This window comes from Erwinia sp. 198 (assembly GCF_003937915.1).
Taxonomy (GTDB): Bacteria; Pseudomonadota; Gammaproteobacteria; order Enterobacterales; family Enterobacteriaceae; genus Erwinia; species Erwinia aeris.
Genome location: NZ_RHUM01000006.1, coordinates 268,411 through 285,549 on the forward strand (window position 1 = coordinate 268,411; position 17,139 = coordinate 285,549).

Sequence of the window (17,139 nt, forward strand, 5' to 3'; positions counted from 1 at the left end):
ATGCACGTCATGCATGCATTGCTCTTTACAAACCGGGCTGGCCAGAAAAAGGGCGTTGAAAGGACGAAAGGCAGAGACAAAAAAGCCGCTGGTTTTAGCGGCCGTTGTTGGTCAGTGGAGGGTGCGAAAGGCTGAACCGTAGCGCCCGAGCGTCTGGCGTTCTTTCACCGGCTCCGGGGTGATGGCGGGAAGCGGTTCGGGCTGCGGCGGCGTGGTAATCACCTTCGTGATGCTCTCGCTGGTTTTGAACGTGCAGGAGCAGTCGAGGTTGGTGCACTGGTGATAGCGCTCCTTCACCTGTTCCGACATATAGCGGCTTGATTTGGCGTGCGCCGGGCTTTTGCAGTACGGACAGTGCATCATGCCTGGCTCTCCTTCTGCTGTTTCTCAAGCTTCTCTTTACGCTCGTATACCAGTTTGTGAATGGATGCCGGGCTGTTATACAGCTTCATATCCACGCCGGTCAGCGCCGGGCGATAAACGCCCATCTCCGATACGACCGGCTCCGCATCCATATCCAGCCGCGCGGCTTCCGCCTTATCGGCCAGCACCTTACCGACCTCGCGGGCGAGTATCACCTCCGGCTCTTCGTGATGTCGGTCAGTATGGCGTCCCCGGTCGTTGAGCCGGAGCGACAGCAGCTTAAGGCGGACGGCGCGCACCAGCGTGGGGCTGAGGTTGCGCATGGCGGCCTCCCACTGGCCCTCCACGTACTGCGTAAAGGCCGCGTTGTGCGCGTTAACATAGGCGTGACCGGTGTGCACGGCCCTTATCATCTCCCCTTCGTGCTCAAACTCCAGCTCCTCAATCAGGCCGGTGAACTCTTCGGCCAGCTCGCGGCTGACGATGCGCTGGCTGTGCTGCGCCCTCAGCTCGTCGGTGAGATTACCGCGCAGGCTGCGAAAGCGGGTGCGCCAGTTCGTTTCCGCTTCCTTCCCGTTCTCAATGGCCGCCTCGCGCTCTTTTTTGCTGCGGGTAATGGCGGCGGTGATGTCGTTGATTTTCATCATCTGCGCCGTGTGGGCGGTGCGGGTCTCTTCCAGGCGCGTCATGGCGGGGCTTTTTTCCGGGGTGCTCATAGCTTTTCTCTCTCTGTAAAGGATGTCGCTATTCTGCTGTTCACCACCGGACAAATCATTTCATTGCTGCCCGCCTGTCGCTGAACAAACACGGCCAAATCTTCACCGCATACCCTCTCTGAGCTTTTAGTTTCATATAAAACTGTTCACTACTCTTCACCCCTGAAAAAAAGATAATAAATACAGTAAGTAAAGGGGTGAACACTTGATAATGAACTGTTCACCGGGTGTTCACCGCTGTTCACCCGCTTTTAAACCGCCCTTTTTCTGGCGAGCATTTTTTCAGAGTTTTTAGCTATTAATGAATCTGAATTTCCGGTTAATTTTTTATAAGTGATAATCTCTGACAATCGTTGATAAACAGTGAGCAACAGGGTGCAACAAAACGCGATTTTGCTCATTTACCACCGGACGACGGCTTGTTTACACGCGCAAAAATATTCTCACAATAGGGGGTTACCAGCACAACACGACCGGAACCGGCCAGCGCCGCCCGGATACAAAACGAGGTAACACCATGCTTTCCACCGCTTCACCATCCGCCCCGGCCACGCCGACCGTTATCGACCTTCAATACCCCCGCGACCGCTTTATGCGCCTGCCGGAGGTTATCAGCACCTGTGGCCTGTCCCGCTCCACCATTTACGACTTAATCTGCCGCGAGCAGTTTCCTTCGCAGATTTCGCTCGGCGGCAAGAACGTCGCCTGGCTGGCGTCGGAGATTGACGACTGGATGCAGGCCCGCATCGCGCAGCGTGCCGGAGGTGCGGCATGATTAAGCTTAACTTCGGCACCCGCAGCTACCCGCTGAGCCAGGAAGAGGCCGTGTACGTGGCCGAAAGCCTGCTTGCCGCCGTCGCGGGCAAAAAATCCACGCTGCCCGCATTCAACAGCGGCCGTCACGGCCATATTTCGGTGCTTACCGAAAAGCCGAAGCCTGCGAAGGGTGGCAAAGGTGAGCAGAGCCAGAACTTCCGATCAAATCCGCCGCAATCCGATCACGTCCTGACCGATTGCTGAGGAAAAAGGCCCGATGTTTAAAAAAAGGCTTTTTTCTGGCGAGTCGCCGGTGTACTGTTTTCCCGCTGCCGCAAAATCGGCAGCCGGGCGTAGGAACCCGAGTTACTCAATGGCGACACAGCACGCGCCATGCGTGTTTTTTTACGTCGTAGCCTCAGTGCGCCAATTTTTAGCGCAGCGGTTTTTATGCCGTTGTGCCTTTAAGATAATGGTGGCTCAGGCGGGGCAGCCTTCGGGCTGGCCGGTATTCATTGAGGCCGGTATTCCTACCCCCGTCTGGGCTACCACCCCCGAGTGTAGGAACTCTGGTGGTAGCGTTAACCGCTACTCAATGGAGTCTGCCACTATGGCCGCAACCCTTATTTCTGCACGCATGCAGTTCACCTTTCTTTTTGCCGCCGTGCGCCGTGCCGATACCGCCGCCCGTCCCTGCATGCTGCGCACTAACGCCGAAACCGAATCCGCCGCCCGCCGCCTGCTGGCCCGCGACTATGTGCTGTCCTTTGCCGGTCGCCTGCCGCTCTGCGAGGTGGCCGCATGAATACCCTGTCAGCCCGACTCAATAACCACGACAGCTACCCCATTCCACACGCCGATTTCCTGCGTCTTCAGCATGCCCACAGCGTGGGCGTGACCGTGCTCGACATGCTGGACGTTATCGAATGTTCCGGCAACCGTAAGAACGGCCCCGACGGCAACGCGCTGGCGTCCGTGGTGGCGCTGCTGACCGACCAGCTCGGTAAAGTGGTCAGTACCTGTGAATCCGTCATGCTTAACGATATGGAGGTCTCCTGTGACAACTAATCAGTCCTGCCTGCCCGTTGAGGTGCGCACCGCCGTTTACCGCCGCGCCGTGGCCCAGGGCTATCTTTCCGCCTGCGAGCATTACGGCCTCGACGTCTCCGCCTCGCTGGACGAGGTGCAGATGACCATCGCGCTGGAGCTGGAAGGCTATTATGTGCGCAAGTACGGCCCGGAAAACGGCATGGACATGGCCTGCACCATGCTCAGCGAAATGGTACAGCCCGACGTGCTGGTCGCCGCGCCGCGACTGACGCGCATGGGGGAAACCATGATGGATGAACTGTTGTGCGGTCGCCTGGCCGCATCAAAAGCCACGCTGCATTAAGGAGGCCGCATGAAACATATCGTCACCGACGCCGTGCGCGCTGCCGCCGGTCACTGGCCTCAGCTGCTGCCCGCGCTGGGTATCAGCATCAACGCCGCCGGACAGCACTCGCCTTGTCCCGTCTGCGGCGGCAAAGACCGCTTCCGCTTCGACAATCAGGCCGGGCGCGGCACGTGGGTCTGCAACCAGTGCGGCGCGGGCGACGGGCTGGCGCTGGTTGAAAAGGCGCTGGACGTGGACACCAGGGAGGCCGCCTGCCGGGTGGCTGACCTGATTGGCACCCTGCCGGTTAAGCTGGTTACCTCTCAGAAGAAAACCGAAGAGGAAAAGGCGCAGGCGCGACTCAGGGCGACAAAGGAAGCCGCCCGGCTTGTTGCCGGAGCGAAAGCGAATACCGGTAACGCCTACCTGACGAGCAAGAGGCTGGCTGACGTCAGCGCCCTGACGCTGAGCACCACAAAGCGCATCAGCGACACCACCTATCAGCCGGGCGACCTGCTCGTGCCGCTGACGGATTTTTCCGGCGAAACGGTTAACGCCCAGCTGATTAACGCTGACGGCACCAAACGTACCCTTGCGGGTGGTCAGGTGAAAGAGGCGTTCCACCGCCTGGGCGAACCCGGCGACACGCTCTGGCTGACCGAGGGCTACGCCACCGGCCTGACCGTGCACCGGCTGACCGGGCAGACGGTTTACGTGGCCTTAAGCGCCAACAACCTGCCCGCGCTGGCAGAGCGCCTGCACGCCGAATACCCGGAGGCGCTGATAGTGACTGCCGCCGATAACGACGAGAACGGCACCGGCCAGCTGCGTGCCGAAGCCGCCGCGAAGCGCTGCAACGGTAAGCCCGCGCTGCCGCCCGTGACCGGCGACTGGAACGACGTGTTTCAGGCCGAGGGTGAAATGACGACTCAGGCAATGCTGACCGCGTTCACCCAGCCAAAAGCGCTCAGCCCGTTTGAGTCGGTCAGTGAGGCCGACCTGAAGGCCATGAGCGCCAGCCAGAAGGCCGAACTGCTGGCCGCGCACTACCTCAACACGCTGGCCGTGCCGGTCGTGGGTGAAGACCTGTGCCGCTACGAGGGCGGCGCGTGGCAGGTACTGCCGTACCGCGTGCTCAGCCGCGAGATTGCCGCGCTGTTTCAGAAGGTGCGCGCGCCGTTCTCCGCTACCGGTATCGGCGGCATCGTGGACACCCTCAAGCTGATGGTGCCGCAGATGAGCGCACCGGCCCGGCGGCTGATTGGCTTTCGCAACGGCGTGTTTGACACCGCGACCGGCAGCTTCGGCCCGCACAAGAAAGAGCACTGGCTCCGCACCGTTAACAGCGTGGACTACACCACGCCCAAGGCGGGCGAGAATCTGGCCGACGATGCGCCGCACTTCTGGCAGTGGCTGACGCGGGCGGCCGGACGTAATGAGGTGAAGCAGGAGCGCATTCTCGCGGCGTTATTTATGGTGCTGGCAAACCGCTATGACTGGCAGCTGTTCCTTGAGGTGACCGGCCCCGGCGGCAGCGGGAAAAGCGTGATGGCGTCGATTGCCCGCCTGCTGGCCGGAGAGGACAACACCACGGCCGCCACCATCGACACGCTGGAGTCGTCGCGGGAACGTGCAAGCGTGGTGGGCTACTCGCTGATTATCCTGCCTGACCAGGAGAAGTGGAGCGGCGACGGCGCGGGCATCAAGGCAATTACCGGCGGCGACGCCGTGGCGATTGACCCGAAGTACCGTGACGCCTATTCAACGCACATCCCGGCAGTGATACTGGCGGTGAACAATAACCCGATGCGCTTCAGCGACCGCAGCGGCGGCGTGTCCCGTCGCCGGGTAATCCTGCCGTTCCCGGACGTGATACCGGCGAACGAGCGCGACCCGCAGCTGCTGGAGAAGATTGCCGGTGAGCTGGCGGTTATCGTGCGCCACCTGATGCAGCGCTTCACCCGCCCGGACGACGCCCGCGAATTACTCCAGGCGCAGCAGTCGTCGGAAGAGGCGCTGGAAATCAAGCGCAGCGCCGACCCGCTGGTCGACTTCTGTGGCTACCTGACGCCGCTGAGTACGCCGACCGGGCTGTTTATCGGTAACGCGAATATCCGGCCAATGAACCCGCGTCGCTACCTTTATCACGCCTACCTGTCGTTTATGGAGGCCAGAGGGCACCAGCACCCTATGAGCCTGACCGCCTTCGGCCAGGCGGTGCCGCAGACGCTGAAGGAGTACGAGATAGAGCTGCTGAAGCGCAAGACAAAGAACGGCATCCAGACCAGCCTGGAGCTGAGCGAAGACTGCGAAGCTGACTGGCTGCCGCGCTGCGATGCATAAGCCAGACGACAGACAACAAACCGGCTCCGGCCGGTTTGTGTCAAAAGTGGACATAGCTGTACACGATTAAGGCTGCCGTGTCGCAATGAACCCTCTAAAATTTAAGTTTTATCATTGTTACCAAGGAACAGGTCAGGACTTTTAAAAAATAATGTCATTCTAACCAAAGAATTGTATATTCATTCCCTAATACTGGGTTGTATGTGTAATAATACCCCATATCCATATTTTCTTCGCATCCTCTGATTAAATTCTCATTTGAAAATTCTGCGATTAATTTGTTACACCATTCTTTATCTGGAACAATGATGGTAGGTTGTGAAGGTAAATTTAATAAATCTTCTTTTACACGCCACTCACGCTGCCAGGTATAATTTCTGGATTGTGGACTATTTCCGTATGAAAAATCAACGTGCTTCCAGTGTATTGATTTGTGTAGTTTTTCTAGGTCTTCTCTTGGCTGATAGATTACAGGCCGCCCACCGCGTTCGAATGCCCATCTTTTTTCGACTTGAATACCAAACGGTTTAAAATGACCTATTACTTTCCCGTGAAATTTTTCAGCTGGTGCTTCTGTGAAACAAACACATTTTTCGCCACCAAAAACCCCTCTACCTCCACCTTTTAAGGCACCATCTAAACAAATAGATATTAACCCCCTAAAAGCGTCTTCATAATTATTCCCTTTTGTCCAATGGACAAGGTATTCACTTATATCATCGCGATTCATAATTAGCACCATCCTCAGTATGCAATCAGGTATTTATCTTTATAATAAATCATAATGTTCTTCAAGCTCTTATGGAGTTAAGATAATTTGCGAACTTCCGCTTTTCGGCTTAGAAAATAGGCGATGCTAAAGCCGTGACGTTTTGCCATCATCATTCATCCTGACTTTGATTTGCCGAGCTGTGAAGGTAACTGGCAGCTTTGATGCAGTACAAAACTACATAAAGCACCCAAGCTGACCATATGGTTTTTTGCGCATGGAGGTGACCAGTATTCACCTTCGGGTGAACACTGGTGAATAGTAACCACCTGAGTGATCACCGCTTAACTTATTGATAATTAAATATAAAAGAAAAAGGTGAACAGGGTGAACACTTTCCCGTAAAATCTTTTTTTTTAGCTGTGAGTGGAGCTAAAAGCTGAAATATAGATACAATCTGGCCGTGCATGCGGTTCATAGTTGTGAGTAGAGTTTCTGGCTCAGTGAATGGCTAATGAGGGGAGGGTGTGTAGGAGACGTTCATTCACGCACGCTTCCAGTAATGTGTATAGCTTTGTGTATAGATGGTTTTTTTATTTTAATTTTTTATTTTATAAAACAATGTATTATGTGTTCTAATCTATTCCTATTATCGCACCACTTTCTTAATAAAATTAACGTTTCTTCAGCATCTTGCTAAGTGGCAGCGTGATTTTTCACATGTTTATTACTTCGTATCCTTCTTTTTGAGGCTGGCAATGGCTAAAACTATAAAAATATCGGGACGCTTGTACGGGTATTTTTTGGTCAGGATTACGATCTGTTTGGCGAAACGACAGAAGAAATACTGGACAGCTACTTAGAAACCGAAAACCCCAAAGCAGCTTTGAAAGTTTACCAGGAAACTGATGATTTACTGGCGTTAAACGATGGTGCGCTTACAGAGGCATTTGGCGCTATCAGTCAGGGAGAGTTCTGCCCCGACTCCTGGGGGAAACGATACGATCTTTCTTAGAGAAAGTTAAAAGCCATCTTGATAACAAACTATAACTTTCTTGACTGGCGTCTTACGCGTAGTTGATGATTGAACTTAACGGCTGTCGCGTATCGCTCACATTACTTTCTCGCTCGTACAAATATTACTTTCTTTAATTCGTCAGCAGGAAGTTTATTTCTTGCTTCCCCATACGTAAGCTGAATAAATGACCGGCGCTCCAGTGACCATACCGTTATCTGCTTACAGGCGACTTTAGCACAGCAGAAGCTGTCTGATAGCGGCATCACGTGGAAGGTTAAGAAGATGAGCAGTACGAAGCCAGGCAGGATGGTTAGCTCCCGCCATGCAAAAAACCGCCTTGGTAAGTGGTTGGTTAAATCATTGCTTATTAAGCCGGCCGGACCCTGGCCTTTGTAGGATATCCATCACGCCCGTTATCATGAGTATGGTCGGGATCAGGCTCAATTATAACGATATAATCTGCTTCCTTACCATCGCGAACTAAAGTTACTAACTCTCCGGCGCGAGGTTTAGCGTCAAAATCATGCTCTTCTTCAATGCCTGTATCCTCAAAAATCACAGTAATTTTCATTTCCCGTCCTCTTTCTGATAAACCGCGTGATAACTCTGGAGTATTTTGCTGACCCTTCCTTATACAATTTTAGCCTATCCTGAAAAGATCCCCTGAGCTCAGTGGATTGCAGGCAAAGACCGTGCCCAGTGGATCCCCCCTTGATATCAGGCTTTTCCGGGCTGCGGCAAGGATGCCCCGGGCCGTAGAGGCGCTATGGGAAATTTGCGTAGAGGGTCAAATTTTGCCAGCAAAGCTGTCTCGTCACTCAGGGGAGAACCATCGGCAGAAAACAAAAAGGACAGATCCCTGCAACACGCGGTTGAGGAACAGGCTGTCCGATTGTATCTCGCTGTACAGCCGATATCCGCTTCTGGCGTTTAGCAGCCCGGTAGGGATAAGAAGGCACTCTTCGTCTTAGAGCTAAAAGCAGGTATCCATAAAAGATATCAGCTAACCTGACGGGCCTTCTACCGTCGCTAACGCTACGACGTACCCACGTCAGTACAGCTGGGTGAACGTATTCTTAACGTCGTCCATCTGCGGTCATTCCTGTCCGAAAACGAAAGAGAAATTCTCAGCGCAGTGCTGCATCCCGATATGATGAAGGTGCCGTTAGCCGACAGCCCAGACGTAAAATCATTTCAACGCCCCCTCCATCTCCGAAGGAGGCGCAAAAAATTATTTAAACAGCTTTTGCACGAACGCGGCATAGGCCGGGCGCCAGACATCCATCTCATGGTTTAAGCCAGGATACATTTTATAATCGAACCTGATATGCTTTTTCTCCAGCTCGTTTTTCAGTCCGGCTATATCCTCTCCGGTAACGGAATCTTTTTCGCCAACCACCACGGTGAAGTTATGCAGCTGCCTGTTAATCTCTTCGGGCCTGTCGAGCTGACGAGCAATGCCTGCATCCGGCACCGTTGCGCTGGTTACGCCGCTCAGCGTCGCCAGCCAGCCAAAGCTGTCCAGATGGTTCATGCCGGAAAAGAGAGCCTGAAAGCCGCCTTGCGATAAGCCCGCCAGCGCGCGGCCGTTCGCATCCCGGCGCACGTTAAATCGGGCGTCGACCAGCGGAATAATATCGTGCATGAGTTCGCGGTCTGCGGCTTTGGCATTAAGAAGGTAAAAGGTTTTGCGGCGATCTTTTGGCGGGAAGTTTTCCGGGATCGCCTGAGCGATATCCGTTTCTGTATCCGGAACGACGACCAGCATCGGTTTGATTTTGCCTTCGGCCAGTAGGTTATCCATGATTTGCGGCAGGCGTCCCTGATCGATAGCGGAAAGTCCGGTGTCGCCAAAGCCATGATAGAAATAGAGCACCGGCAGCGGTTCACTTTTGCCGCTATAACCCGGCGGCGTCCAGACAAACATCCTGCGCTCTGAATGCAGCTCTTTTGAGTGGTAAGTCACCGTCAACAGATCGCCGTGCGGCACGGCGCGATCGTCCAGAATACTTCCCGGCACCAGGATCAGACTGGTATTGACCTGGCGCTGCGGCTTCTGAAAACGGCTGCCGGTATCGACAGAACGAAAGCCGTCTACATCAAAGTAGTATTCGTATAAATCCGGGGCCAGCAAGCCGCTTTTCCACGACCACACGCCGCTTTTATCCTTGCTCATATCATGTGAGACAAAGCTATCCGGGGAGGAGCCGGTAACGACTGATACTCGTTTTGCATCCGGCGCGAAAAGACGGAAGGTCACGCTTTTATCTGCGTTTACCTGCGTCACGTAACGGCTGACCGGCACCGATAAATCAGGCGTGGCCGGAAAAGGCGCGGCGGCGGCAGGAATAGCCGCACAGCCCAGCAGGGCGGTAACGGCCAGGGTCAGACAGGCGATGTTGTTTTTCATTTTAAGTCCCTTGTTTTTTTATACACAACCTTTGAACGGGTATGACCGGCAGATCAATCTGAGCGCCTGCGATAAACGAAGCGGTTGGCCTGGTCGTTATCCAGCGTATCAACAGAACGCTTTTTGTCCAGGGACTGCATGATAACGGGCTTTGTGGTCATTGGGAAAAGGGGTGCTGATACTGTCAGGCGGGGCACCATCGCAGAGGCGAGGGCATCACCTCTGCTCCGATGATAACAACACGCTTTAAAGCATCACCATGGCGCGCGATTCTGCTCGAACCAGAAGCCAGCGGTGGTCTCTCCTGTCGCCTGGTCCGCCAGCCAGACAATGCCGGCGGCAGCTTCGGTAACCGTTCTGGGGCCGGAATGACCGTTGAAATCCGTGGCGGTATAGCCTGGATCGACCGCGTTCACGCTGATACCGTAAGCGGTAAGCGCTTTTGCGAAGGCGACCGTTATCGCATTAACGGCCGTTTTTGAGCTGGTGTAGCCCATTGCCTGTACGTGGGAATAAGGATGAGTGGGATCGGCGACCCATGTCAGCGAGCCCAGCCCGCTGCCGATCATAATAATCCTGGCCTCCTGCGCGGCTTTAAGAAGGGGAATAAAAGCCTGCGTGACCCTGATAACGCCAAAAACATTGGTATCGTAGACCGCCATAATATCGCTGATGCTTTGCGCGTCCGGGGCTACCGGCTGCGCGCCCGAAATGCCGGCATTGTTGATAAGTATATCCAGCTTGCCGTCTTCCTTTAGCACCTGCTGAGCAGCTCCCTCAATACTCTCTTGTTTAGTGACGTCAATAATCACCAAACGGGCGTTGATGCCCCATCGGGTAAGTTTGTCCACGGCGGACTGACCACGCGCTTTGTCGCGGCTGCCCAGCCAAATTTTGTAGCCCAGCAGGCCCAGCTGCCTGGCCGTTTCGAATCCGATGCTTTTGTTCGCGCCGGTAATAAGAACGCTTTTGTTTTTCATATGCGGGCTCCAGTCAGGGTTGATTTCTTTCCGTAACGGAAAACAGTGCGTTGTCTGATTTATAACCTGTGCGGCGCTGTTTGATAATCGGGGGCAATACGAATAAGGTGATCGCAATAGCGAACAATCACGGGAAAGGGCAATGGATGATTTAGCGGTTTTTCTCGCGGTTTTTAAAGATAAGGGCTTTCGGGTTGCGGCAAAAAAGCTGGGCCTGTCGCCTTCCACGGTCAGTGAAAGGATCACGGCGCTGGAGGTGAGACTTGGCGTGCCGCTTTTTATTCGCACCACGCGTAGCGTTATGCCAACCGAAGCAGGCCGGACGCTGGCTGAACGGATGACGCCGCTGCTTGATGAAATGCGATCGGTGCTTAACGACGTTGCCAGCTCTCAGCAAGAGGTGCGCGGCATGCTTAAATTGAACGTTACCGGCGCGGTCATGGTTGATATCTTACCGCCCTTGCTGGATCGCTTTCTTAGCCGCCATCCGGGGTTACGGGTGGAAATCATGGTTGATGACCGTCTTATTGAAGCGACGGCCGAAGGCTGCGATGCCGGTATCCGTTACGGTGAGCATCTGGCAAAAGATATTATCGCTGTCCCCATCGGCCCGCGAACGCAACGGCTGGCGCTGGCTGCCGCCCCTTGCTGGCTCAGTTCTCACCGTACTCTTTTGCATCCAAAAGAGCTGTTGACACATGACTGCATTCGCCTGAAATATTCAAGCGGCGCCCCGATCCCGTGGGAATTTGAACGCGATGGCGAAACCGTCAGCGTCAATCCCGCCGGGCGTTTGACTATTGGCGTTAACGGCGCTGCCGCGGCTATCGATCTGGCACGCTGCGGCAAAGGCGTGATCGCTACCTTTGAAAACTGGCTGCAACCCCATTTCGCCACGGGCGATCTGATGCCGGTGCTCCCGGCATGGTGGACTGCGTTTGAAGGCCCCTGGCTTTACTTCCCCAGCCGCTTTATGTCCGCGCCACTGCGCGCGTTTGTGGACTTTCTCGCCGAAGAACGCGAGGGGCATCAGGGTCGGTGAAACAACGGTATCCTTAAGGCTGCCGGGCAGAATTACCCTGTCAGCACTTTAAGGCAGCCGAACCGGGCTGCCCTGCCGGTACCGCCCAATACGGCTAGCCATCTTCCGCCAGGCTAAGGCGGGCCGCCGCGACATCCGCCAGAACGGAAAGCGCCAGCGAGCTGGCATCGCGCGCTTTGGGGAACAGCCCAACAGGCGCTTTGATGCGGGCGATATCCGTATCGCTCCAGCCCAGCTCGCTGAGTTTTTGCACGCGTCTGGCATGGGTTCGCTGGCTGCCCAGCGCGCCAATGTAAAACGGTCTGGCCGTCAGGGCGGCCTGTAATACCGGCAGCTCGCGGTTCAGATCGTGCCAGAGCAGCAGTACGGCGGTATGCGCATCTATCTGTCCGGTAGCCTGGGGATTGAGCGCTTCACAGAGGTGCACATCATAGCCCGCCGCCTGAGCGAGGCTGGCCGTGACCTGTGCCTCTATTGAGCGGCCAAACACAATGGTGCGCGTACAGGGGCGATAGCCGGTGGCGAAAAAGTCGTTGTGCCAGCCCGTCCGGATAAGCGAGTCATCGCTCTGTAACTGCTGGCTTTGTGGAAAGTAGCGCAGCCCCGCCGTCTGACGCTGCTCCAGCAGGTTCAGCACGTCCAGCAGCGGCCGCGCGCCGCGCAGTTTATGGATGCTGAGCGTAATGCCGCCGCCGCAGGGAAGCACGATATCGAACCAGGGCGAGCCTTCGCCATACATCACCTGACGGTCGCGGCCGCAGGCGATAACCGCCATTGCTTCGTGAGCGACGGCGGCCTCCACGCAGCCGCCGGAGACAAAACCGCAGTACAAACCGTCTTCACGTACCACCATCTGCGCGCCCAGCGCACGCGCTGCGCCGCCACGGATCGCTACCAGCGTGACCAGCGCCGCAGCGGCACCTGCTTTTAACGCCTCTACCGCGAAGCGCAGGATAGTGGCGCTGTCGTCGGTCAGCAGCGCCTGCTGCGGCACCGGGTTCGCTGGCGCAGCCTGGTCGCTAAGGAAAGCCTGTTGCAGCATAGCGCCTCCTTAAACGACATCCGGCAGCGAAGCGATCAGCTTATCGAGCGTAACGGGATAATCCCGCACCCGCACGCCGGTCGCGTTATACACCGCGTTGACGATAGCCGCGCTGACGCCGCACAGGCCCAGCTCGCCCACGCCTTTCGCCTTCATCGGCGAGGAGACGGGATCGGTGTCATCCAGGAAAATGACCTCCTGCTCCGGCACGTCGGCGTGAACCGGCACTTCATAGCCCGCCAAATCGTGATTGACGAAGTAGCCCAGCCGCTTATCGACCGCCAGTTCTTCCATCAGCGCGCCGCCCAGACCCATCGTCATTGCGCCAATCACCTGGCTGCGGGCGGTTTTAGGGTTAAGGATGCGGCCTGCGGCGCACACGGCCAGCATACGGCGTACCCGGACTTCTCCGGTCGCCCTGTCCACGCCCACTTCGACAAAGTGGCCGGCGAAAGTGGATTGTTGATACTGCTTCTCCAGATCGCCAAACTCAATGCTGTCTTCCGCCGTTAGCGTACCGTCCGCTGCCGCATCGGCAAGGCGAGCGCTGCGCTCCCCGTCGCGTACCTGTTCATCGGCAAAGGTCGCTTTGTTCGGATCGAAGCCAAGCTTGTTGGCTATTGCCTCGCGCAGCTTGACGCAGGCGGCATAAACGCCCGCGGTGGAACTGTTTGCGCCCCACTGGCCGCCGGAACCGGCGGAAACCGGAAAGCTGGAATCGCCCAGCCGCACCACCACTTTTTCCAGCGGCACGCCCGCCATCTCGGCCGCCGTCTGGGCAATAATGGTATAGCTGCCGGTGCCGATATCGGTCATATCCGTTTCCACGGTAACGATGCCGTTGGCATCCAGATGCACTCGCGCGCCGGACGTCATCACCATGTTATTACGAAAGCCTGCCGCCATGCCCATTCCGACCAGCCAGCGACCTTCTTTTACCTGTGCAGGCGTGGCGTTGCGGCGGTTCCAACCGAAGCGCTCCGCGCCGGTGCGCAAACATTCAACCAGCTGACGACGCGAGAAAGGGCGGTCGGGATTGGCAGGATCGACCTGGGTATCGTTAAGGATGCGGAAAGCCACCGGATCGATGCCCGCTTTCTCCGCCATCTCATCAATCGCGATCTCCAGCGCCATCAGGCCCGGCGCTTCGCCAGGCGCGCGCATGGCGTTGCCTTCGGGTAGATCGAGCTTCGCCAGCCGCAGGCCGGTGAAACGGTTAGCGCCGGCATAAAGCAGCTCGGTCTGCTGCACCGCCGTCTCCGGCGTGCCGCCGGGCAGGTTGCCCGACCAGCTTTCGTGGGCGATAGCGGTGATATGACCAGCCTGGTCGGTGCCGATACGAATATGCTGGATGGTGGCCGGGCGGTGCGTGGTGTTATTAGGGATAACCGGCCGCGGCAGCATCACTTTTACCGGCCTTTTCGCGGCGCGAGCGCCCAGCGCGGCCAGCACCGCATCGCTGCGTAAGAATAATTTTCCGCCGAATCCGCCACCGATATAGGGCGAGATCACGCGCACGTTCTCTTCCGGCATCTTCAGCGTTTTCGCTAGGTCTGTTCGGCACCAGTTAATCATCTGATTAGAGGTCCAGACGGTTAGCTTTTCGCCCTCCCAGACCGCCATAGAAGCGTGCGGCTCCATTGCCATATGGCTCTGATCCGGCGTGGTGTAGGAAGCGTCAAGCTTCAGTGCCGCCGAGGAAAAGGCCTGGTTGAAATCACCGACGTGGGTATCCGGCTGGTCTTCCGGAGCTTCGGTGGCGCCAGGTTTTTCAGCAGCGAGATCCCAGCTACCCCGTTCACGCCGATATTGCACGTCAACCAGCTGGGCGGCCGCACGCGCCTGCTCAAAGGTCTCCGCCACTACCAGCGCCACGGCCTGGTGGTAGTGCTCAACCTCCGGCCCGCCCAGCAGCGTGGCGGTATTTTTTTCGCCCTTGCCCAGGCTGCCGGCGTTTTTCGCCGTGACCACGGCCAGCACGCCCGGCGCGCTCTGTGCGGCCTGAAGATCTATCGAGGTAATGCGTCCCTTAGCGATGGCGGCGCCGACAATATAGCCATAGGCGACGTCAGACGCTTTATCGTGCCATTCGTAGGCGTAGGTCGCGGTTCCCGTTGTTTTCATCGGGCCGTCGATACGATTGTGAGGGCGCCCCACGACTTTCAGCTGATCGATAGGGTTATCGCCTGCGGGCTTATCGAATTTCATATTTTATGCCCTCGCTTCCGTCAGTACCGAGGCGAGCGTACGCTTCGCCAGGAGCAGCTTGTATTCATTTTCATGGGTAGGATGCGCGTCGGCGAACAGCCGATCGTAAACCGCCTGCACGCCATGCGGCAGCTGCGCGTCGGCCTCTTCCTGCCGCCAGGGCTTATGCGCCACGCCGCCGGCCGCAACGCGACCCGTGCCATCAGGCTGCACAACAGCAGCAATCGACACCAGTGCGAAAGCGTAAGAAGCGCGATCCCGCACCTTGCGATAGATATGCGTGCCGCCGAGCGGGCGGGGCAGGGTAACGGCGACAATCAGCTCGCCCGGCTTCAGCGCGGTTTCACGGTGGGGCGTGTCGCCCGGCGCCAGATAGAAATCGCTGAGGGAAATGCGGCGTTCGCTACCGTCCGGGCTGACCGTTTCCACCACCGCATCCAGCAGTCGCATGGCGACAGCCATATCGCTGGGATGGGTGGCGATACAGGCTTTGCTGGCACCAATCACCGCGTGTTGACGACTGAAGCCTTCCAGCGCGGCGCAGCCGCTGCCGGGCAGCCGCTTATTGCAGGGCTGGTTAGTGTCGTAAAAATAGGGGCAGCGCGTGCGCTGAAGAAGATTGCCGGCCGTAGTGGCCTGATTACGCAGCTGGCCCGACGCACCGGCAAGCAACGCTCTGGAAAGCACGGCGTAATCGCGACGGACGCGCTCGTCGGCGGCCAAATCCGTATTACGCACCAGCGCACCGATACGCAAACCGCCGTCGGACGTGGGGTCAATTTTATCCAGCGCCAGATGATTGACATCTATCAGATGAGAAGGCGTTTCAATTTCCAGTTTCATCAGGTCGAGCAGGTTGGTGCCGCCCGCAATAAATTTAGCGCCGGGGGTGCGCTGCGCGCTGGCTGCCGCCTCGGCGGGCGTTTTCACACGCTCATAGGTAAAGGCCTTCATGCTTTCTGGCTCCCGGCGACATCTTCGATCGCGGCAAGAATATTGGAGTAGGCGCCGCAGCGGCAGATATTGCCGCTCATTCGCTCCCGTAGTTCATCTGCCGTCGCTTCCGGGGATGACACCAGATCGAGCGTGACGTGGCTGGGAATGCCCGCTTCGATCTCTTTCAGCACCGCTACGGACGAGCAAATCTGGCCTGGCGTGCAGTAGCCGCACTGGTAGCCGTCGTGTTTCACAAAGGCGGCCTGCATCGGATGCAGGTTATCGGGCGTACCCAGACCTTCGATGGTGGTAACTTCGGCGTCCTGATGCATCACGGCCAGCGTCAGGCAGGCGTTCAGCCTGCGGCCATCGACAAGCACGGTACAGGCGCCGCACTGGCCGTGATCGCAGCCTTTTTTCGTGCCGGTAAGGTGCAGGTGCTCGCGCAGCGCATCCAGCAGCGTGGTACGGGTGTCAACGTTAAGCTGCTTGCTTTCGCCATTCACTTTTAGCGACAGGGGCAGCATTTCAGGCGCGCGGGCGGTTGGACGTTCGCTGTCGCCCAGGGCCGCACCGGGCGCAACTGCTGCCGTAGCCGCTGTTGCCGCGCTTACTTTCAGCAGCGTGCGGCGCGTCAGATGAAAAGGGATATTCTCATATTGGTTACTGATTTCGCCCGTACTGCAGCGAAACGGCTGATTCTTACTGTTATTGCCTTGGTTGCTCATGCCAGGCCTCCGGTATGCAAAGAGAAAGGAACGACAAAGTAGGTAGGGACTATTTCTGTTTTTTGAGCATTAAGCATAGTCGGTACTGGCCGGGGGATAGCCTTTGATTCCGCAATGCGGTTGTGAGGGAAATTAATTAATGAAAAAAGGTAAAGTTTTAGCGGCGGCGGTCGACTATTTCAGGGCTGGTTCTTTTGTTGGTTCGCGTGAGTTAAGACTTATCCTAAACGGCAGTTTTTGCAGATTTTTATGCAAGTCGCTTTAAAGTTTTGCCGGGGCGTGACGATAAAGAATACAGACGGTGACGGGCATCCTGGCGCCGTATCCGAACTCTGGTAAAAATTTTAAGGAAACGACTATGTCCGTTATCAATACTAACATTATGTCCCTGACCACTCAGAACAACCTGAACAAATCACAGGCTTCTCTGAGCACCGCTATCGAGCGTCTTTCTTCCGGTCTGCGTATCAACAGCGCAAAAGACGACGCCGCGGGTGAAGCTATTGCTAACCG

Annotated in this window: 18 protein-coding genes and 1 pseudogene; 9 read left to right on the forward strand and 10 right to left on the reverse strand. The window is 56.6% G+C overall.

Annotation, left to right across the window (positions count from 1 at the left end):
- Positions 1-111: 111 nt before the first annotated feature.
- Entirely contained in the window at positions 112-363 is a 252-nt protein-coding gene (locus tag EGK14_RS10930) for an ogr/Delta-like zinc finger family protein (protein WP_125289128.1), read from the reverse strand.
- Positions 360-1,079 (reverse strand): hypothetical protein, encoded by a 720-nt coding sequence (locus tag EGK14_RS10935; RefSeq protein ID WP_125289129.1) that lies wholly within the window; start codon positions 1,077-1,079, stop codon positions 360-362. The genes EGK14_RS10930 and EGK14_RS10935 overlap by 4 nt, the downstream gene beginning before the upstream one ends.
- Before the next feature lie 517 nt (positions 1,080-1,596).
- Here EGK14_RS10935 and EGK14_RS10940 point away from each other — a divergent pair.
- Genes EGK14_RS10940 through EGK14_RS10965 form a run of 6 tightly spaced genes read left to right on the forward strand, consistent with a single transcriptional unit; the run spans position 1,597 to position 5,553 of the window.
- Positions 1,597-1,854, forward strand: a complete 258-nt coding sequence (locus EGK14_RS10940) for an AlpA family transcriptional regulator (RefSeq protein ID WP_125289130.1) — start codon at positions 1,597-1,599, stop codon at positions 1,852-1,854.
- Positions 1,851-2,099 (forward strand): hypothetical protein, encoded by a 249-nt coding sequence (locus EGK14_RS10945; RefSeq protein ID WP_125289131.1) that lies wholly within the window; start codon positions 1,851-1,853, stop codon positions 2,097-2,099. The genes EGK14_RS10940 and EGK14_RS10945 overlap by 4 nt, the downstream gene beginning before the upstream one ends.
- Positions 2,100-2,112: 13 nt before the next feature.
- Complete coding sequence (locus tag EGK14_RS10950) at positions 2,113-2,640, forward strand: host cell division inhibitor Icd-like protein (RefSeq protein ID WP_125289132.1); 528 nt, start codon at positions 2,113-2,115, stop codon at positions 2,638-2,640.
- Positions 2,637-2,903 carry a hypothetical protein gene (locus EGK14_RS10955; protein ID WP_125289133.1) on the forward strand — a complete coding sequence of 89 codons (267 nt, stop codon included), beginning with the start codon at positions 2,637-2,639 and terminating at the stop codon, positions 2,901-2,903. The genes EGK14_RS10950 and EGK14_RS10955 overlap by 4 nt, the downstream gene beginning before the upstream one ends.
- The gene (locus EGK14_RS10960) at positions 2,893-3,228 is read left to right on the forward strand and encodes a DUF5375 family protein (RefSeq protein ID WP_125289134.1); all 336 of its coding nucleotides are present in this window, start codon (positions 2,893-2,895) and stop codon (positions 3,226-3,228) included. Before EGK14_RS10955 ends, EGK14_RS10960 begins: the two co-directional genes overlap by 11 nt.
- A 9-nt stretch (positions 3,229-3,237) precedes the next feature.
- Complete coding sequence (locus tag EGK14_RS10965; protein ID WP_125289135.1) at positions 3,238-5,553, forward strand: primase-helicase zinc-binding domain-containing protein; 2,316 nt, start codon at positions 3,238-3,240, stop codon at positions 5,551-5,553.
- A gap of 154 nt (positions 5,554-5,707) precedes the next feature.
- Here the strand turns inward: EGK14_RS10965 and EGK14_RS10970 are convergent, their stop codons facing one another.
- Positions 5,708-6,283 carry a hypothetical protein gene (locus EGK14_RS10970; protein WP_125289136.1) on the reverse strand — a complete coding sequence of 192 codons (576 nt, stop codon included), beginning with the start codon at positions 6,281-6,283 and terminating at the stop codon, positions 5,708-5,710.
- Positions 6,284-7,082: 799 nt separating this feature from the next.
- On the opposite strand from EGK14_RS10970, the gene EGK14_RS10975 reads away from it, so the two are divergent.
- Positions 7,083-7,277, forward strand: a complete 195-nt coding sequence (locus EGK14_RS10975) for a contact-dependent growth inhibition system immunity protein (RefSeq protein WP_233598478.1) — start codon at positions 7,083-7,085, stop codon at positions 7,275-7,277.
- A gap of 370 nt (positions 7,278-7,647) precedes the next feature.
- On the opposite strand, the gene EGK14_RS10980 is transcribed toward EGK14_RS10975, so the two are convergent.
- From EGK14_RS10980 to EGK14_RS10995, 3 genes are all read right to left on the reverse strand, one after another.
- Positions 7,648-7,851, reverse strand: a complete 204-nt coding sequence (locus tag EGK14_RS10980; RefSeq protein ID WP_125289137.1) for a hypothetical protein — start codon at positions 7,849-7,851, stop codon at positions 7,648-7,650.
- Positions 7,852-8,511: 660 nt separating this feature from the next.
- Positions 8,512-9,690 carry an esterase gene (locus EGK14_RS10990; protein ID WP_125289138.1) on the reverse strand — a complete coding sequence of 393 codons (1,179 nt, stop codon included), beginning with the start codon at positions 9,688-9,690 and terminating at the stop codon, positions 8,512-8,514.
- Positions 9,691-9,944: 254 nt separating this feature from the next.
- On the reverse strand, positions 9,945-10,670 hold the full coding sequence (locus tag EGK14_RS10995) for an SDR family oxidoreductase (RefSeq protein ID WP_125289139.1): 726 nt from the start codon (positions 10,668-10,670) through the stop codon (positions 9,945-9,947).
- A 142-nt stretch (positions 10,671-10,812) separates the two neighbouring features.
- On the opposite strand from EGK14_RS10995, the gene EGK14_RS11000 reads away from it, so the two are divergent.
- A complete protein-coding gene (locus EGK14_RS11000; RefSeq protein ID WP_125289140.1) occupies positions 10,813-11,712 on the forward strand; it encodes a LysR family transcriptional regulator in 900 nt (299 codons plus the stop codon).
- 94 nt (positions 11,713-11,806) lie between these two features.
- Here EGK14_RS11000 and EGK14_RS11005 read toward each other — a convergent pair whose 3' ends face one another.
- From EGK14_RS11005 to paoA, 4 genes are read right to left on the reverse strand one after another with little or no spacing between them, the layout of a single operon-like run.
- The gene (locus EGK14_RS11005) at positions 11,807-12,754 is read right to left on the reverse strand and encodes an XdhC family protein (RefSeq protein ID WP_125289141.1); all 948 of its coding nucleotides are present in this window, start codon (positions 12,752-12,754) and stop codon (positions 11,807-11,809) included.
- A gap of 9 nt (positions 12,755-12,763) precedes the next feature.
- Positions 12,764-14,962: an aldehyde oxidoreductase molybdenum-binding subunit PaoC gene (gene paoC / locus EGK14_RS11010; RefSeq protein WP_125289142.1), complete on the reverse strand. Its 2,199-nt coding sequence runs from the start codon at positions 14,960-14,962 to the stop codon at positions 12,764-12,766.
- Between the two features lie 3 nt (positions 14,963-14,965).
- Complete coding sequence (locus tag EGK14_RS11015; RefSeq protein ID WP_125289143.1) at positions 14,966-15,916, reverse strand: xanthine dehydrogenase family protein subunit M; 951 nt, start codon at positions 15,914-15,916, stop codon at positions 14,966-14,968.
- Positions 15,913-16,626 (reverse strand): aldehyde dehydrogenase iron-sulfur subunit PaoA, encoded by a 714-nt coding sequence (gene paoA, locus EGK14_RS11020; RefSeq protein ID WP_125289144.1) that lies wholly within the window; start codon positions 16,624-16,626, stop codon positions 15,913-15,915. The genes EGK14_RS11015 and paoA overlap by 4 nt, the downstream gene beginning before the upstream one ends.
- A 358-nt stretch (positions 16,627-16,984) precedes the next feature.
- On the opposite strand from paoA, the pseudogene EGK14_RS11025 reads away from it, so the two are divergent.
- Positions 16,985-17,139 (forward strand): annotated as a pseudogene (locus EGK14_RS11025) (flagellin FliC); the annotation flags it as partial.

What these genes read in the sequence shown, in the direction of transcription:
- EGK14_RS10990 (WP_125289138.1), bottom strand. Translation starts at nt 9,690, where the DNA reads ATGAAAAACAACATCGCCTGTCTGACCCTGGCCGTTACCGCCCTGCTG.
- paoA (WP_125289144.1), bottom strand. Translation starts at nt 16,626, where the DNA reads ATGAGCAACCAAGGCAATAACAGTAAGAATCAGCCGTTTCGCTGCAGT.
- EGK14_RS10980 (WP_125289137.1), bottom strand. Translation starts at nt 7,851, where the DNA reads ATGAAAATTACTGTGATTTTTGAGGATACAGGCATTGAAGAAGAGCAT.
- EGK14_RS10930 (WP_125289128.1), bottom strand. Translation starts at nt 363, where the DNA reads ATGATGCACTGTCCGTACTGCAAAAGCCCGGCGCACGCCAAATCAAGC.
- paoC (WP_125289142.1), bottom strand. Translation starts at nt 14,962, where the DNA reads ATGAAATTCGATAAGCCCGCAGGCGATAACCCTATCGATCAGCTGAAA.
- EGK14_RS10950 (WP_125289132.1), top strand. Translation starts at nt 2,113, where the DNA reads ATGTTTAAAAAAAGGCTTTTTTCTGGCGAGTCGCCGGTGTACTGTTTT.
- EGK14_RS11015 (WP_125289143.1), bottom strand. Translation starts at nt 15,916, where the DNA reads ATGAAGGCCTTTACCTATGAGCGTGTGAAAACGCCCGCCGAGGCGGCA.
- EGK14_RS10955 (WP_125289133.1), top strand. Translation starts at nt 2,637, where the DNA reads ATGAATACCCTGTCAGCCCGACTCAATAACCACGACAGCTACCCCATT.
- EGK14_RS10995 (WP_125289139.1), bottom strand. Translation starts at nt 10,670, where the DNA reads ATGAAAAACAAAAGCGTTCTTATTACCGGCGCGAACAAAAGCATCGGA.
- EGK14_RS11005 (WP_125289141.1), bottom strand. Translation starts at nt 12,754, where the DNA reads ATGCTGCAACAGGCTTTCCTTAGCGACCAGGCTGCGCCAGCGAACCCG.
- EGK14_RS10970 (WP_125289136.1), bottom strand. Translation starts at nt 6,283, where the DNA reads ATGAATCGCGATGATATAAGTGAATACCTTGTCCATTGGACAAAAGGG.
- EGK14_RS10965 (WP_125289135.1), top strand. Translation starts at nt 3,238, where the DNA reads ATGAAACATATCGTCACCGACGCCGTGCGCGCTGCCGCCGGTCACTGG.
- EGK14_RS11000 (WP_125289140.1), top strand. Translation starts at nt 10,813, where the DNA reads ATGGATGATTTAGCGGTTTTTCTCGCGGTTTTTAAAGATAAGGGCTTT.
- EGK14_RS10945 (WP_125289131.1), top strand. Translation starts at nt 1,851, where the DNA reads ATGATTAAGCTTAACTTCGGCACCCGCAGCTACCCGCTGAGCCAGGAA.
- EGK14_RS10940 (WP_125289130.1), top strand. Translation starts at nt 1,597, where the DNA reads ATGCTTTCCACCGCTTCACCATCCGCCCCGGCCACGCCGACCGTTATC.
- EGK14_RS10935 (WP_125289129.1), bottom strand. Translation starts at nt 1,079, where the DNA reads ATGAGCACCCCGGAAAAAAGCCCCGCCATGACGCGCCTGGAAGAGACC.